At 70.5% G+C, this 15,170-nt stretch carries 11 protein-coding genes and 3 pseudogenes; 7 read left to right on the top strand and 7 right to left on the bottom strand.

Annotated features, from left to right (window positions below; genetic code table 11):
- The first annotated feature begins 4 nt into the window (after positions 1-4).
- Positions 5-913, top strand: a complete 909-nt coding sequence (locus RI138_RS27355; protein WP_311122020.1) for a GlxA family transcriptional regulator — start codon at positions 5-7, stop codon at positions 911-913.
- A gap of 209 nt (positions 914-1,122) precedes the next feature.
- Here the strand turns inward: RI138_RS27355 and RI138_RS27350 are convergent, their stop codons facing one another.
- From RI138_RS27350 to RI138_RS27335, 4 genes and pseudogenes are all read right to left on the bottom strand, one after another.
- Positions 1,123-2,532 carry a pentapeptide repeat-containing protein gene (locus RI138_RS27350; RefSeq protein ID WP_311122019.1) on the bottom strand — a complete coding sequence of 470 codons (1,410 nt, stop codon included), beginning with the start codon at positions 2,530-2,532 and terminating at the stop codon, positions 1,123-1,125.
- Between the two features lie 544 nt (positions 2,533-3,076).
- A pseudogene (locus tag RI138_RS27345) lies at positions 3,077-3,771 on the bottom strand (ABC transporter).
- A 27-nt stretch (positions 3,772-3,798) separates the two neighbouring features.
- Positions 3,799-4,653: an ATP-binding cassette domain-containing protein gene (locus RI138_RS27340; protein ID WP_311122018.1), complete on the bottom strand. Its 855-nt coding sequence runs from the start codon at positions 4,651-4,653 to the stop codon at positions 3,799-3,801.
- A gap of 18 nt (positions 4,654-4,671) precedes the next feature.
- Complete coding sequence (locus tag RI138_RS27335; RefSeq protein ID WP_311122017.1) at positions 4,672-5,346, bottom strand: AIM24 family protein; 675 nt, start codon at positions 5,344-5,346, stop codon at positions 4,672-4,674.
- 41 nt (positions 5,347-5,387) lie between these two features.
- Here RI138_RS27335 and RI138_RS27330 point away from each other — a divergent pair, with 41 nt between their 5' ends.
- Positions 5,388-6,146, top strand: a complete 759-nt coding sequence (locus RI138_RS27330) for a peptidyl-tRNA hydrolase (RefSeq protein WP_373558727.1) — start codon at positions 5,388-5,390, stop codon at positions 6,144-6,146.
- 301 nt (positions 6,147-6,447) lie between these two features.
- Here the strand turns inward: RI138_RS27330 and RI138_RS27325 are convergent, their stop codons facing one another.
- Together RI138_RS27325 and RI138_RS27320 are read right to left on the bottom strand one after the other, a co-directional pair.
- Positions 6,448-6,648, bottom strand: coding sequence for a hypothetical protein (locus RI138_RS27325; RefSeq protein ID WP_311122016.1), 201 nt, complete (start codon positions 6,646-6,648; stop codon positions 6,448-6,450).
- Entirely contained in the window at positions 6,645-7,475 is an 831-nt protein-coding gene (locus tag RI138_RS27320) for an IS5 family transposase (protein ID WP_311122015.1), read from the bottom strand. The genes RI138_RS27325 and RI138_RS27320 overlap by 4 nt, the downstream gene beginning before the upstream one ends.
- Positions 7,476-7,834: 359 nt before the next feature.
- On the opposite strand from RI138_RS27320, the gene RI138_RS27315 reads away from it, so the two are divergent.
- Positions 7,835-9,220 (top strand): hypothetical protein, encoded by a 1,386-nt coding sequence (locus tag RI138_RS27315; RefSeq protein WP_311122014.1) that lies wholly within the window; start codon positions 7,835-7,837, stop codon positions 9,218-9,220.
- Between the two features lie 50 nt (positions 9,221-9,270).
- Here RI138_RS27315 and RI138_RS27310 read toward each other — a convergent pair.
- Positions 9,271-10,562: pseudogene (locus RI138_RS27310) on the bottom strand (IS256 family transposase).
- 56 nt (positions 10,563-10,618) lie between these two features.
- On the opposite strand from RI138_RS27310, the pseudogene RI138_RS27305 reads away from it, so the two are divergent.
- From RI138_RS27305 to RI138_RS27290, 4 genes and pseudogenes are all read left to right on the top strand, one after another.
- Positions 10,619-10,798, top strand: a pseudogene (locus RI138_RS27305) (IS630 family transposase); the annotation flags it as partial.
- 365 nt (positions 10,799-11,163) lie between these two features.
- Entirely contained in the window at positions 11,164-11,910 is a 747-nt protein-coding gene (locus RI138_RS27300) for a DUF4142 domain-containing protein (protein ID WP_311123028.1), read from the top strand.
- 116 nt (positions 11,911-12,026) lie between these two features.
- Positions 12,027-13,325: a multinuclear nonheme iron-dependent oxidase gene (locus RI138_RS27295; RefSeq protein ID WP_311122013.1), complete on the top strand. Its 1,299-nt coding sequence runs from the start codon at positions 12,027-12,029 to the stop codon at positions 13,323-13,325.
- Between the two features lie 254 nt (positions 13,326-13,579).
- On the top strand, positions 13,580-15,142 hold the full coding sequence (locus RI138_RS27290; RefSeq protein WP_311122012.1) for an alpha/beta hydrolase: 1,563 nt from the start codon (positions 13,580-13,582) through the stop codon (positions 15,140-15,142).
- The last annotated feature ends 28 nt before the right edge of the window (positions 15,143-15,170 follow it).

The following is a 15,170-nucleotide window of genomic DNA, read 5'->3' as shown; positions in this document are numbered from 1 at the left end:
AATCGTGAGCCACATCGTCTTCTTCCTGGTGCCCGGAGTCCATTTGCTGGACCTGGCCGGACCCGCGCAGGTTTTCTCCACGGCCGCCGACTTCGGGCACCCCTACACGCTCGCCTACGTGGCCGAGCAGCCACAGGTCTCCACCGCCCAGGGGCTGCCGCTGGTGGCCGGGGTGAACTGGCCCGGTCTCGGGCCCGAGGACCTGATCGTGGTGCCCGGCTGGCGGACAGCCACCCCGGCCGAAGCCCCTGCCATCGGCGCCGCCTCCCTGCAGGTCCTCCGGGACCACCACGCCGGGGGCGGGACGGTGGCAAGCGTCTGCGCCGGAGCCGAGGCGCTCGGCCAGGCCGGCCTGCTCGACGGCCGCCACTGCACCACCCACCACGACGTGCAGGACGAGCTGGCCCTGCGCCACCCCAGGGCGGTGGTCGTCCGCGACGTCCTGTTCACCGCCGACGACCGGGTGATCACCTCGGCCGGCATCGCCAGCGGCATCGATCTGGCCCTGCACCTGGTCGCGACCCGGCACGGCCCGGCCGTCGCCGCCCAGGTGGCCCGGGAAATGGTCGTCTACGCTCGCCGCAACGGCCATGAACCGCAGTCCAGCGAGATGCTCCGGCACCGGTCCCACCTCGACGACACCGTGCACCGCGCCCAGGACCTCATCGACGCCCGCTTCGATCAGACGCTCCCGCTACCCACCCTGGCCTCGGCCGTCGGCGTGAGCGAACGCACCCTCACCCGCCTCTTCAGCCGCGCCACCGGGCTCACCCCACTGCGCTACCAGCAGACCCTCCGCCTCGAACGCGCCGAACACCTCATCAGCCACGGCGCGACGATGGACGCCGCCGCCCGCTCAGTCGGTTTCGAGGACCCACGCATGCTGCGCCGCCTCCGCGCCCGCACGGCCTGACTGCGTCAGGTGATCGAACGACCCTGGGTAGGCAACTGACTCCCGTCGTCCGGTCCGGTTGGAGTCTGCCGAACTCAACGATCCTGACCAGGCAGATGAAGGATCTCTGCGTGCGACAAGCGTCATTGATGGTCAGTCCGAACTCGCACTTTCGGAGGCCGAGGGCGCTTGGACATCGATGGGTTCGAACATGTGAGTTCGGCTGGAGGTCAGCGTTTGACGCGCCCGCGGGTGGCGAGGAGCGCAAGTGTGAGGAGCATGGGTTCGAGGAAGCGGGAGGCCATCTCGGTGTAGGTGCCGACCGCGGTGAGGTTCTGTCCGCTGGCGCGGAAGACGACGGAGTTGAGGACGACACGGGTGGCCTTTTCGGCTCGCTGGCTGGTCAGTCGCTGATGGAAAGCGCCCGCCAGTTCGGGGTCGGGAGCCTTGGTGACCAGGTCGATGCGTTGTCCGTGCGGTGCCTGGATCCCGGTGGTGTGCGGCACGGGCTCAGTGGTGGGTAGGCCCCACAGCATCAGCGCTAGCACGGTGGCGGCCATCGCCCCCAGCAGCCAGCCCACCGCGCGGGAGGCGCGCAGCCCGTACCCGGACAGGGCCCAGTAGGCGGCCAGCAGGGCACGTTCCCCGGTAGGCCGCTCGGGGTCGAGGCGGCGGGCGTCCATTTCCCCGTAGTAGAAGTCGGCGGCGTCGGGCTCGTTCTTGCCGTCCTCGAATGCTTTGCGCAGGTCCCGGTACAGCGGTGCGAGGTCGTCGGGACCGGGGGTGTGGGTAGGGTCGGGATGGTGCGGCCCGGGTATCCAGTCACGGTCGGTCGGGTGGGCCGGGTCAGCGGGTGGAGTGCGTACCGCGCGCCAGTGGTGCTCTTCGGCCAATGTCCTGCGCGGGGTCCAGCGCATCGGCAGCCCCATACGCCACCGGATGCCTCGGGGGGTGCGGGCGAAGCGGGTACGGCCACGCAGCCGAATCTGGTCCAGATGGAACGTCCCGGCGAACGTGCATCCGGACAGGTCGGTGTCGGTGAGGACGAGATGTGCCGCATCCGCCCCGCGTAACGACTGCAGCCGCACGCCCGGGTCGCGCCCGGTGAGCGAGGACTCGGACAGGGTGCCACGCGGCACGGTGAACGGGGCTGGGTGAGCGGTGACCGAGAGGGGGTGGGTGACCACCGCGTCCGACAGGTCCAGTCCCACGTACCGCAGCCGCAGGGTGGCGGTCGATTCCCATCGCGTGCGCAGGCACTCCATGGACACCCCCGCGACCTCGATGGTCGTCGGTGCTTCGAACACCACACCCGACACGTCGACGTGGCCCCCGCACACCATTGGCCCCAGCGCGACAGCGGCGCGGAAGGTCGCACCACCGAACCCGGCTGTGCTGGCAAAGGTCGCACCGTCGAACCGGGAGGCGCCTGCGAACGTGGCACTGTTGAACAGGGCAGAGCTGGTGAAGGTCGTACCGTCGAACAGAACAGAGTCGGCGAAGAGCACTTCGTCGAACCTGGCAGCGCCTGCGAAGGTCGCGCCGTCGAACCAGGCAGACCCGGCGAACGTTGCACCGTCGAACCGGGCGGCCCCCGTGAACGCCGCATCACCGAACCGGGCGGCGTCCGTGAACCTCACACCGTCGAACCTTGCGTCGCTGCTGAAAGTAGCCTCGCGGAACCATGCGCTGCCCAACCGCGCCTTGCCTGTTGCGGGGTCACGCAGTGCGGCCAGCAACTCAGCGAGCAGAGCGGCGGAGAAGCCCGTGCCGCGGTGGTCGATCTCAGCGCCCGGGGACAGGCTGGCCAGGTATGTGACCCGTTCGGACGGGTCGAGGTGAGCCAGGCAGCGTGTGTGTCCGGGAACGTGGACACCCCGGCACCCAACGGGGTCCACCGGGAAGTTGGTGCCCTCGGCGCAGTGCGACCACGGCGGAGGAGCAGGCGAAGGCGCGGAAGGCAACGTCATGGTTCCGAGGATGCCCGAACCTCACACGGCGCCAACCTACGGCCTCCGCAAGCAACCCAGCCATTGGCCGGTCACTGCGGCCCACCACTCTGAGGACATCTGCAGGGTCGAGACAGGGCCAGGAAGCCCCGTGCAAGATCCATCTGACCTGTGCAGCCACAGATGCAAGGTCGATCTGACCAATGCAAGGTCAGCCACTACAGGACACCCGTACCTACCTACTGGTGCTCCAAGCGCTGTCCGACGCAGGCCGGGCGGCGATCCGGCAGACGAGGACGGCGACGGCCACGGCGAGGACCGCCGCCCCGAGCAACGGCAGCGCAGGCGGCTGGAACGTCCCGGCCCGCGAACCGGTGACCAGGGTGCCGACCGCGTACCTCGCCGGGGAGCCGACGGTCACGAGCGCCATGACCGACCCGAGCACGGCCGCCGCGACGGACCAGCCCCGGCGGCTCAGGACCGGCCGGGTGCTCAGCGCCCCCACGGCCGCGCCGAGCAGGACGCAGCACAAAGCGGTGAGCAGTCCGGCGATCGCGGTGGACGGCCGGGAGACGGCGACGGTGCGGTCGTTGGTGAGCGGGCTGCTGACGAGCAGGACGGCTGCCGTGGTCACCGCCGCGAGCGCCGCCGCGCACCCCGTCGCCGTGAGCAGCGCGGCAAGGTGGACCCGCCGGGGCCCTGCGGCGGCCGAGGCGACGGCCCGGTCGGCGGGCGGCTCTGGGTGACGCAGAGCTGCACCGCCCAGGCGGTGACGGGCAGCAGGGCGGCCGAGGCGAAACCGAGGGAGTCGAGCACGGGCTGCCCGCTCTGCACGCCGACGGCCAGGACGGCCGCGTACAGCAGGAGCGGAGCGAGCCAGCGTTGCGAGCGGAGGAGCAGGGCGGCGTGGTAGCGGAGGAGTGCGGTCATCGTTCCTCGTATGCCTCGGAGAGTTCCTCACCGCGTGCCTCCGCATACGGTGGTCGCTCGGTTGCGCCGACTTCGGCGGTGACCTGACGGATGTGCCAGGGCGGGCGTGCCGCGAGCAGGGCCGCCAGGAACGCGTCGGAGTACGGGGCGGGAACGGTGAGCCGTACGGTGCCGGGGGCCGTGCCGGGACCCGGTCCTCAACCGGGTCGCCCGGGAGGCCCCTGGGGAGCGGGGCGCCCGGCGGGCCCGCCGCCTCGGCCAGGACGCGCGGTCCGCCGGGCGGGGCCGCCGGGGCGTATACCGACGCACCCGCCGCCCTCCGTCCGCAGCGTGAGCTGCCGCCCCGGCCAGGCGCCGCGGGTCGTGGTCGACGAAGACGACGGTCGCCCCGGCCGCGGCACGTTCAGCGACGGCGCGGTCCAGTTCGGCGCGGGCGGCGGTGTCGAGCCCGGTCCACGCCTCGTCCAGGACCAGCATGTCCGGTGCGGCCATCAGCGCCTGGGCGACGGCGGTCTTCTGGCTGGTGCCCTTGGACAGCGCGGCGAGCGGGGTACGAGCGTGGTCACCCGCCCCGAACCGGGTCAGCCACTCCCCCGCGCGCTCCTTCGCCTCCGCGGTGCGCAGCCCGTGGACACGTCCGAGGTGGACGAGGTACCCGGCGGCGGCCAGGGGCAGCGCGGCGGGGCAGCGCTCGGGGACGTAGGCCGTACGGGCGCGGCGGCCGGTGATCCGGCCCTCCGCGGGGGTGTCGATCCCGGCGAGGAGGCGCAACAGGGTCGACTTCCCGGTGCCGTTGGCCCCCTCGACCCGGACGAGAGCCCGCGCGGGCAGGGTGAGATCGACCCCGCGCAGGACCCAGCGGCCGCCGTAGCGATGGCCCACGTCGCGTAGCCTCACGGGTCAGTTGGAGGTCTTCTCGGGCCTGGCCTCGCTGGGGCGCACGATGACGAAGCCCTCGCCCTGGAGCATCAGCTGGACGGCCTCGCCGGAGCCGCCGCGCACCATCGAGCCGACGCTCTGGGAACGGTGCAGGCTGGTCGTGAGCTGCTGGCTCCAGCCGACGACCGCGTCCGTGTCCACGTACACCGGCTGGGCCGCCGTCACGGGGATCACGATGGGGGTGCCCTCACACACCAGGCCGAGCTTGCCGTAGCCCGTGAAGACACTGTTGAAGAGGCCGCCGCCGACCATTCCGGCGCCCTTCACCGTCTTGATCTCGTAGGAGAGTGTGGCGTCGAAGCAGAGGACGTTGCGGCCGTTGATGGTGAGCGAGTCGCCCTGGTCCATCTCCACGATGAAACAGTTGGCGGCCTCGTGCGCGAACCACGCCTCGCCCTGGCCCCGGACCGCCATGAGCGCGAGTCCCTCGCCGGTGACCGCGCGCTTGAGCAGACCGCCGAGGCCCTGGCCCTTGCGCTCGAACTGGAGGTTGCCGCGGAAGGCGATCATCGCCCCCTGCCGGGCATGCATCTCCCCGTTGACGGCGTACTTGATCGACTTGCTGTTCTGCAGAGTCATGCCGGGGGCGGTGGCCGGCTGGGCCATGTGCTCGCTGGAAAAGAGATCGCTCTTCATGAGGAACATCCTCACCCGGACCTGCCCGCTCCGCCAAGCAGGTGACATCCCGGGCCTGGCAGACTGGGACGGTGATCAGCAACGACGTCCCAGCGCCCGAGAGCCCGTTCGACGACGGTCCGGCCGACCGTGACCAGGCTCGGCAGTTCGTGCTGCCGCTGGTGCTCCACCTGGAGAAGACGGACCCGCCCGCCCGCACGGACGCGCTGCGGACCGCCGCCCGCGCGGTGCTCACGATCCTCTCCGACGAGCGGTCCCTCGGCGACGGAGAGTGGGCCGGGGCGATGCGGGACTGGCAGGACGCGCGCATCCGCAAGGTCGTGCGCCGGGCGCGCGGCGCGGAGTGGCGCAAGGCCGCGGCGCTGGAGGGCATCACGGTCACGGGCGAGGAAGGCGCGGAGGTACGGGTGTTCCCGCCGGTCCCGCTGGACGGCTGGCCCAAGGAGCTGGCCAAGCTCCAGGTGTCGGGCACCGAGCTGGACGACCCCGGGCCGCCCGCCGCCCCCGACCCCTCGGGCCCGGTGCTGTGGCTCAACCCCGACCTGGACATGTCGGCGGGCAAGACGATGGCCCAGGCCGGGCACGGGGCGCAGCTCGCCTGGTGGGAGCTGTCGGAGACCGAGCGCAAGGCGTGGCGCGAGGCAGGCTTCCCGCTCTCCGTGGCGACGCCCGGCCCGGAGCGCTGGCGGGAGCTGACGGTGAGCGGGCTGCCGGTGGTGCGCGACGCCGGGTTCACCGAGATCGCCCCGGGTTCCTGCACGGTGGTGGCCGACCACCCGGCGCTGCGCCGCACCGCCTGAGAGTGCGGGATGTGAGTTGATGTCCGTTTCGGGGGTGGGTCTGGGTGAGGGGCCCTGGTCGGCGGGGCGAGTGGACGGTCAGGCACGGGGCTGAGCGAACAGGCCGGGCTCGGGTTCGATGAGGATGCCTCTGGTGACCAGGCGTTTCAGCTTGGACCGGATGTCTCCGGTGTTCTTCGGGACGATGGGCAGGTCGAGGGCCTGGCAGAGGTCGCGGGCTCGCAGCGGCTTTCCGGTGTCGGCGAAGGCGGTGAGGATCTGCTGGTACGCCGGGTGGTCCGGGACATCGGGTCGGACCGGTTCATCGGCGGGGGGCCGGTGCGGGGATGTCGAGGAGGGTCTTGCGGGTGATGCGCAGGTTCTCGCTCTCCGCGTCGAGTTCCCCCAGCCGGGCGGTGAGGTCCTCAATGCGGGAGCGGATCTGGCCAGCCTGTTCGCCGAGTTCGGCCTCACGGGCCTCGACGTACTCCAGGACGGCCCTGATCTGCGGGTTGTGGCTCACCCTGTCCTCCAGGAGGCGATGGTGGATCCGGTGAGGCGGCGGGCCATGACGGAGGTCATCGCCCAGAACACCCGGGAGCGGGAGCTGGCGGGCCGGTGCTCGTAGTCGCGCACGAGACGCCGGTAGAACATCAGGATCCCGTTGATCTGCTCGATGATCCACCGCTTGGCCTGCGGGACGAAGCCGGTGTCGGCCGGGTTGCGCTCGACGATCTCCACGTCGATGCCCAGGCTCTTGCCGTGATCGACCACCGTCTTCTTGAACCCCTGGTCGACCAGGGGTTTCTCGACCCTGTCGGTCTGTGCGGCCACACCGTCCAGCAGGGCGGTGCCCGCGGCGTTGTCGTGCGCGGACGCCGGTAGCACGACGGCCTCGACGACCAGGCCCAAAATGTCCATGGCCAGGCATCTCTTCCTGCCCGGCACCCGTTTCGAGGCGTCCTTGCCGGTCGTGGTGGCCGGCACCCCGACGGAGACGTGGATGCTCTGGGTGTCCATCACGATCAGGCTCGGGTCGGCTAATCGCTTCTTCTTCTCCCGCAGATGCCACCGCAGCAAGTCGTGCACGGTCTGGTCCGTGCCGTCGTCGCGCCAGAGGTAGAAGTAGTACTTCACCGCACCGGCCGGAGGCATGTCGTGGCGCAGGAAATCCCACTGGCAGCCAGTGCGGTTCTGGTACAGGATCGCGTTCACGATCTCCCGCATCGCGTATTTGCTCTGGTGACCGCTGACCGAGGGGTGCTGGGCCTTCCATGCCGTGATCACGGGTTCGATGAGCTCCCACTGCTCATCGGTGAGATCGCTCGGGTACGGCTTGCGCATATCCATGCCGCGACCCAATCGAACCTCGAACGTCCGACCGGCAGCGATGCCCCAGCGTCACACCATCGAGCGACGACAAGCCAGACGGAAGGCCACATCCCGCACTCTCAGACTCAACTGACCTGCACCAAGGCACGATCAACGAACTTTGCAATTGCGTCCGCTGCTCCCGCCTCGACCTGTTGGCCGATCGTAACCAGATCCGTCTCGTCGAGCGGGCCCCGGACCATCCTGCCGGCTCCTGACTCCGGTGTCACGGCCCCCGAGCCGTCCGGGAGGGCGCGCTGTAGTGTTACAACTGGTTTACGGAAGAAGAGAGTTGGACGAGTCGCCTGGGGGGAGAAGTCTTGAGGACAGAGAGTCGTGTGGCGAGAGGTGCCGCCGGAGTGATCGCCGCGGTGTTGCTGCTGGCGGGCTGCGGCGACGGCGACGGCGGGCAGAAGTCTGACGGCAAGGACCGCAAGGCCACGGAGAGCGCGGCGCCCAGGGAGGAGCGGGCGCCCGAGGTGGCGGTGCCCGCCGCCTTCGACGCTACTAAGGGCTGGGCCGTGAAGACTTCGGAAGGGCTCAGCAGTCCCGTATACGCGCCGCATGCCAGAGAGGTCCTCTTCCTCAAGAAGGCCCCGGACGGAAAGTCCACGCAAGTGGTGGCGCGTGACCTGCGGACCGGTGCCGTGCGCTGGACCGGTGCGCCGGTGGCACTCCCGGAGTCGGGCCAGGGCCGCACGGTGAACGGCAAGGTGTCCTTGCTCGTGTCCGCCAAGGGCGAGACCGACTACGCGGTGGTGAAGTTCTCGGGCGAGAAGGGCGGCGACGGGGCGTCCAAGTCCACGGAGACGACGCAGCTCACGGTCTTCCCGGCCGGCGGTTCAGGCAGTGTGGAGGCTAGCCGTACGTTCGAGTTCCCTTACGAGAGGGAGATATTCGCCGCTCAGGACAGCGAAGGCGTAGTTCATACGTACGCCTCGTTGAGAGATAAGAACGCACAACCGCTGGCGGTGGACGTCGCCACGGGCGAGCAGACCACGTACACGCAGCGGCAGCTCGCGGCGCCGACGGGAGTCAAACGCTGTACCGAGGGGCGGATCATCGGACGGCCCGACTGCGACGAGAGAGCCGTGATCTTCGGCGTCTCGCCCCAGGGACCGTTGGCGTTCGCGCATAATGCATCCTTCTGGCTTGGCGGCGGCAGCTGGCACAGCGGGAACAGCGAGCCGCCCGACGCTCAGTGGACCGCCAGCTCCGGATTGGTGCGGCCTTACTACCTCGGTGGCGTGATCGTCGCCGACTGGTCGGCCGGCGGGAATGGAGCGATCCGGCGTTACGAGATCCGCGACCCCGGCAGCGGCGAGGTACGGGTCGCAGTGCGCTGCGAAGGGAAGCGCCCGGACTCGGATAGCGGGCCACCCGTGCCCACATTGTCCGGCGGCCGATACGTATCGGCGGGTCCCGCCGTGCTGGACCTGCGTGGGAACAAGGGCTATTGCTTCGAGGACACCGACGCCCGCAAGAGAGTCACATTCACGGCGGTCGACGCCGAGCGCGGTATCGCCTACGGAACCGTCCCGGCCGCCGGCTCCGGGCCCGATCTCCCGGTCGAGGTGGATCTCACCGGTGACAAGGTCACCGCGCTCAGCCCGGAAGTCTTGCCCCCCGCCTGGGTGGCCGAGGGAGTCGCCGCATACACCCCCGAGTACGGCGAGCATTCGTGGACCAACGGCTTCACGGCGGGCTTCTACCCGTCGAAGTAGGTCACGACGAGGGTCTGTCAATCGAGCGGTGTATCTGGGGTGGTTGAGGGTTACCGGCGTGCTGCGGAGAGGCGGCCGTCGAAGGTGATGTCGAAGGCGTTCAGGGCGGACTTCCAGCGCATGGTCCAGCGGGCCTGGCCCTTGCCGGTCGGGTCCAGCGACATGATCGCCATGTAGACGCACTTCAAGGCGGCCTGCTCGTTCGGGAAGTGCCCGCGAGCCCTGACTGCCCGCCGGATCCGGGCGTTCACCGACTCGATGGCGTTCGTCGTGCAGACGATGCGGCGGATCTCGGTGTCGAACCGGAGGAACGGAGTGAACTCCTCCCAGGCGTTCTCCCAGAGCCGGACGATCGCCGGATACTTCTTGCCCCACGCGTCGGCGAACTCCGCGAACCGCTCGAGTGCGGCTTCCTCGGTCGCCGCGGTATAGACGGGCTTGAGGAGCTTGGCGATCTTGTCCCAGTCCTGGCGGGCGGCATAGCGGAAGGAGTTCCGCAGCAGGTGGACCACGCAGGTCTGGACGGTGGTGCGGGGCCAGACGGCCTCGACTGCCCCGGGCAGGCCCTTGAGCCCGTCGCAGACCAGCATGAGGACGTCGTTCACTCCGCGGTTCTTGATCTCGGTCAGGATGTGCATCCAGTGCTTGGCGCCCTTGCCGCCGTCGCCGGCCCACAGCCCCAGAATGTCCCGTCGGCCCTCGACGACGACGGCCAGGGCCACGTAGATGGGCCGGTTCGCCACCGCGCCATCGCGGATCTTCACGTGGAGCGCGTCGATGAAGATCACTGGATAGACCGAGTCCAGGGGCCTGTTCTGCCACTCGGCCATGCCCTCGAGGACCTTGTCGGTGATCGTGGAGATCGTCTGCCGCGACACCTCGGCGCCATAGACCTCGGACAGGTGAGCCTGGACCTCGCCGGTCGTCAGCCCCTTCGCGGCGAGAGAAATGACCATCTCGTCGACGCCCGACAGACGCCTCTGCCGCTTCCTGACGATCTTCGGTTCGAAGGAGCCCTCGCGGTCACGGGGCACGAGTATCTCCACCGGGCCGACATCGGTCAGCACGGTCTTGCCACGGGTTCCGTTGCGGCTGTTGCCGCCGTTCTTCCCCGCCGGGTCGTGCTTGTCATAGCCGAGGTGGTCGGTGATCTCGCCCTCCAGGGCGGACTCCGGAGCCGCTTGGTCAGCTGCTGGAGCAGCCCACCCTCGCCGGTCAGCTGCAGGCCCTCGGCCTGAGCGCGGCCGACCAACTCATCGATGAGCTGGTCGTCCACCTTCTTCGCCGGCTGCGGCTCAGCGGCCTTGACGGACTCGGCCTCGGTCACGTTGTCGCTGGTCATCGATGCATCTTCCTTGATCAGGAGTTACACCGATCGTTTTACAGTCCCCACCCCCCTCCTGGCTCAACCGGATCGAAGCCCAGTTCACCGCCCTGCGCTACTTCACCCTCGACGGCACCGACCACGCTGACCACAAGGAACAGGGCAGCATGATCCGCCGCTACATCATCTGGCGAAACCGCCACGCCGACGACCAACGCATACGCGCCGTCGTCGACAGGGCAAACGTTGCCTGATACGGCACTAGTTCGGAAGAGCAGTGACGCCTGGCAGGTCATAGGGGTCCAACAGGGCAGCGGTGACCAGCAGCCCTCACTCAAACCCAACCCCGAAACGGACAACTACTCACGTTCCGCACTCTGAGGGCTGCCCGGAAGTCCCGCCGTTCGCCCGGAAGGCGGGGACCAAGCACGACTTTCCGGACACGGCGAGGGCCCCCGGCCCGGACGGGCCGCCCGGGGCTGAGCATTTCTGCGACCACTTACGTACCTCCCGGTACTGCCGCACCGGCATTACCGCCAATTAGCCTGCGCGGCGAGTCGGTTGACGGTTGATTGACGCCTGATGGACGCTGTCACGCTTCGGCCCGGGAGACACCTTGTTGCGACGCATCAACGGAACGGCCCTCATCATCGCTGCGCTGGTCGCCACACTGGTCGCGATCGCGTTCCCCGTCTGGTCCTACGCGGACCGTTCGGGCACCGGCGAGGCGAACCTCAACGCCTCCAGCGTCGCCACCCAGTGGGGGCCGCTCTCCGCGACCGACCGGGACTTCCTGGTGAAGGTGCGGCTCGCCGGACTGTGGGAGCTGCCCGCGGGGCAGCAGGCGATCGAGCGGGCGCCCAGTGAGGCGACGAAGGCCGCCGGGGACCACCTGGTCGTCGGACACGCGGACCTGGACCGGCGGGCCCGGGACGTGGCGGCCAAGCTCGGGGTGGAGCTGCCCAACCAGGCGACCGAGCAGCAGCAGGCGTGGCTGCGGGAGCTGACGGCGGCGAGCGGCGACGAGTACGAGCGGAAGTTCGCCAATATCCTGCGGGCCGCCCACGGCAAGGTCTTCGGGCTGATCGCCCAGGTCCGGCACACGACCCGCAACACCCTGATCCGGCAGCTCGCGAGCGATGCGAACCAGACGGTGCTGGACCACATCACCATGCTGGAGGGCACCGGCTTCGTCGACTTCGACGCCCTGGCGCGCGAGGCGGTGAGCGGGTCGACCGCCAGCCCCTCGGGCCCGTCGATGCCCCGGGACGGACAGGCCCCCCTGGCCCCCGTACCGGCGACGCCGACCGGCGACCAGTCCTTCACCTCTCGCCCGGTGCCGCCCACGATGATGTCGATGCCATAACGAGGGCAACGGTCCCGGAACCTCAAATCCAGCTCTGAACGTCCCCCTGGTCGGGTTCATCGCCGCTCGACGGGGCCATGACCCCTGGACAGAACGAGGTGAGCAGGGGGGACACCATGAAGCTGGGCATCGGGATCGGCTGGCGGCCGGAGATCGCCGCAGAGGTGGAGGCGCTGGAGGGGATCGACTGGGTCGAGGCGGTCGCGGAGAACCTCTGCGCCGACCACCTCCCTGACTCCCTCGTACGGCTCCGGCAGCGCGGGGTGAGGATCGTTCCGCACGGGGTGGGTCTCGGCCTGGGCGGTGCGGACCGCCCGGAACCTGCGCGCCTCGCAGGCCTCGCGGCGCGGGCCGAGCTGCTGGGGGCGCCGCTGGTGACCGAGCACATCGCGTTCGTACGGGCCGGGGGGCCGCTGACCGCGTCGCCGCGGCTGGAGGCGGGGCACCTGCTGCCGGTGCCGCGCACCTGGGACGCGCTGGACGTCCTGTGCGAGAACGTGCGCATCGCGCAGGACTCGCTGCCGGTGCCGCTGGCCCTGGAGAACATCGCGGCGCTGATCACCTGGCCCGACGAGGAGCTGACCGAGGGGCAGTTCCTGGCGGAGCTGGTCGAGCGGACCGGGGTGCGGCTGCTGATCGACGTGGCCAACCTGCACACCAACCACGTCAACCTCGGCCAGGACCCGGCGAAGGCGCTGGACGAACTGCCGGTGGAGGCCATCGCGTACGTGCATGTGGCGGGCGGCGTCGAGAGGGACGGCATCTGGCACGACACGCACGCCCACCCGGTGACCGGCCCGGTCCTGGACGTCCTGGCCGAGCTGCGTTCCCGGGTCGACCCGCCGGGCGTCCTGCTGGAGCGCGACGACGCCTTCCCGCCGGGGGCCGAGCTGGCGGCTGAACTGGACGCGATCCGGGCCACGCTGAACACGACGACGGCTGCCGGTGCGCGGTCCGCGCCGCTCTCCGGGGCGACCCGTGACACGGCCGCCGCCGCCCCCCGTCCCAGCGTGCGCGACCGTCTCGCCGTCTCCCAGACCGCGTTGCTGTCCGCGCTCGTGGCGGGGACCCCGGCGCCCGAGGGGTTCGATCACCGGCGGCTGCGGGTGCAGAGCCGGGCACTGGCCGCCAAGCGGGCCGATGTCGTCGCCAAGGTGGCGCCCGAGCTGCCGGAGATCCTCGGCGACGGCTACCGTGCCGCGTTCCTCGCGTACGCCCGGCGCCGCCCGATGTCCGGCAGCTACCGGCGCGACGCCCTGGACTTCGCGGAGCACCTGCTGACCGCGGGCGCCCCCGCCGATCCCGCCGAGCGGCGCAGGCTGACGTACTGGTGGCAGGACCGGTCCGCCGCCCGGCCGCCCCGCCGCACCACCCGCCTGGTCCGGGCAGCACGTGCCGCCCTCGTGGGGAAGTAGGACAACCCGGTCCTCGACGAGCCGGCCGCCGCACCTCCCCGGTGCTCCAGCGCCGGCTGATCACGGCGGCACGGCCGGACCGTCCGCGCGGGCAGCGGCTCGGGGGCGGGCCGCGGCGGCTCCTGAACCCGGTTCCTGAGCATGGATTCTGACCGGCTGTCAGGGTCATTCCTCCGGACACGCCGGGGCTGTGCTGGACATCACGGCCCACACGCCCGACCATCCCTCTCCGCATCCGCAGAGAGGCCCCGCGCGTGAGAACAGCTGCGCTGTACACATCGATCGGCTCCCTGGTCCTGTCCGCCCTGACCGTCGCTCCGGCGGCCGCCTGGGAGGGCCCGGTCGACGCCGAGGCCCGGGGCACCGCGATCGCCGCCTCCCGCGCCACCGCCGCCGGGATCGACTTCGTCCCCTGCCCGGAGGAGGAGATGCTGCCGGACACCCTGAAGTGCGGCACGGTGAAGGTGCCCCTGGACTACGCGGAGCCGGACGGGCGGCAGCTCGAACTGACCGTCAGCCGCACCCTGGCCACCGGCCCGGCGAAGGACCGGCAGGGCGCGCTCGTCTACAACCCGGGCGGTCCCGGCGCGTCCAGCATCACCTTCCCGCTGGCCGGGGAGCTGCCCGACTGGAAGGAGATCGCCGAGGCCTACGACCTGGTCGGTTACGCGCCGCGCGGGGTGAACGGCTCCTCGGCCCCGCTGACCTGCCAGGACCCCGCCGCGTACACGAAGGGCCCGACTCAGGCGCCGACCCACCCCACGCAGGAGTACAAAGAGCAGCGCATCGCCCGTGCGAAGGCGTACGCGCAGGGCTGCGCACAGCACGCGGGTGAGGCACTGCGGCACTACACCTCGCTGAACAACGCCCGTGACCTGGACGTCCTGCGGGCCGCGCTCGGCGAGCCGGGGCTGACGTTCATGGGGGCGTCCTACGGGACGTACTTCGGCGCGCTGTACGCGACGCTCTTCCCCTCCCACGTACGGCGCATGGTCTTCGACTCGGTGGTGGATCCGGACCCGGAGCAGATCTGGTACCGCTCCAACATGAACCAGTCGCTGGCCTTTGAGTCGCGCTGGGAGGACTTCCGCCGCTGGGTCGCCGAACACGACGACGTGTATCACCTCGGGGCCACACCGGAGTCGGTGCAGCGGCACTACGACGAGGTGCGCGCCGAGCTCGCCGTGGAGCCCGCGGGCGGCAAGGTCGGGCCGGGGCAGCTGCACTCGGCGTTCCTGGGGGCCGGTTACTACGACGACTACTGGGCGATGCGGGCGACGGCGCTGTCGGAGTACGTCCGGGGCAACCCCGAGCCGTTGATCGCGCAGGCCTCCCCGCGCGCGGTGGCGGCCGAGGACAACGAGAACGCGCAGGCGGTGTACACGGCCGTCGAGTGCAACGACGCGCCGTGGCCCGAGGACTTCGAGGTGTGGGACCGCGACCACACGGCCCTGGCGCGCATCGCGCCCTTCGAGACGTGGGACAACGCCTTCACCAACCTGCCGTGCGCCTTCTGGTCCGCGCCCCGGCAGCGGCCGCTGGAGGTCGGCACGGGGTGGGGCGAGCTGCCGCCGGTGCTGATCCTGGCGGCGGAGCGGGACGCGGCGACCCCGTACCAGGGGGCGCTGGAGCTGCGGAAGCGGCTGCCCGGTTCGTCGCTGGTGACCGAGCGGAACGCGGGTACGCACGGTGTCGGCGGGGCCGGTAACCCCTGTGTCGACGACCATCTGCGCACGTATCTGCTGACCGGCCACGTGCCGGGGCGGGGTGCGGACTGCGCCGCGCGTGCGGAGCCGAACCCGGTGTCGCTGGACTGATCCGGCGGGCGGGTACGGAGCGGGGCCG

Source organism: Streptomyces durocortorensis, assembly GCF_031760065.1.
In the GTDB taxonomy this organism is placed as follows: domain Bacteria; phylum Actinomycetota; class Actinomycetes; order Streptomycetales; family Streptomycetaceae; genus Streptomyces.
Note: the sequence above shows the minus strand (reverse complement) of the source record. Positions and strands in the feature narration are given on the sequence as shown.

Coding starts and splice junctions, on each gene's coding strand:
- RI138_RS27335 (WP_311122017.1), bottom strand. CDS start 5,346: ATGAAGAGCGATCTCTTTTCCAGCGAGCACATGGCCCAGCCGGCCACC.
- RI138_RS27320 (WP_311122015.1), bottom strand. CDS start 7,475: ATGGATATGCGCAAGCCGTACCCGAGCGATCTCACCGATGAGCAGTGG.
- RI138_RS27295 (WP_311122013.1), top strand. CDS start 12,027: ATGAAGCTGGGCATCGGGATCGGCTGGCGGCCGGAGATCGCCGCAGAG.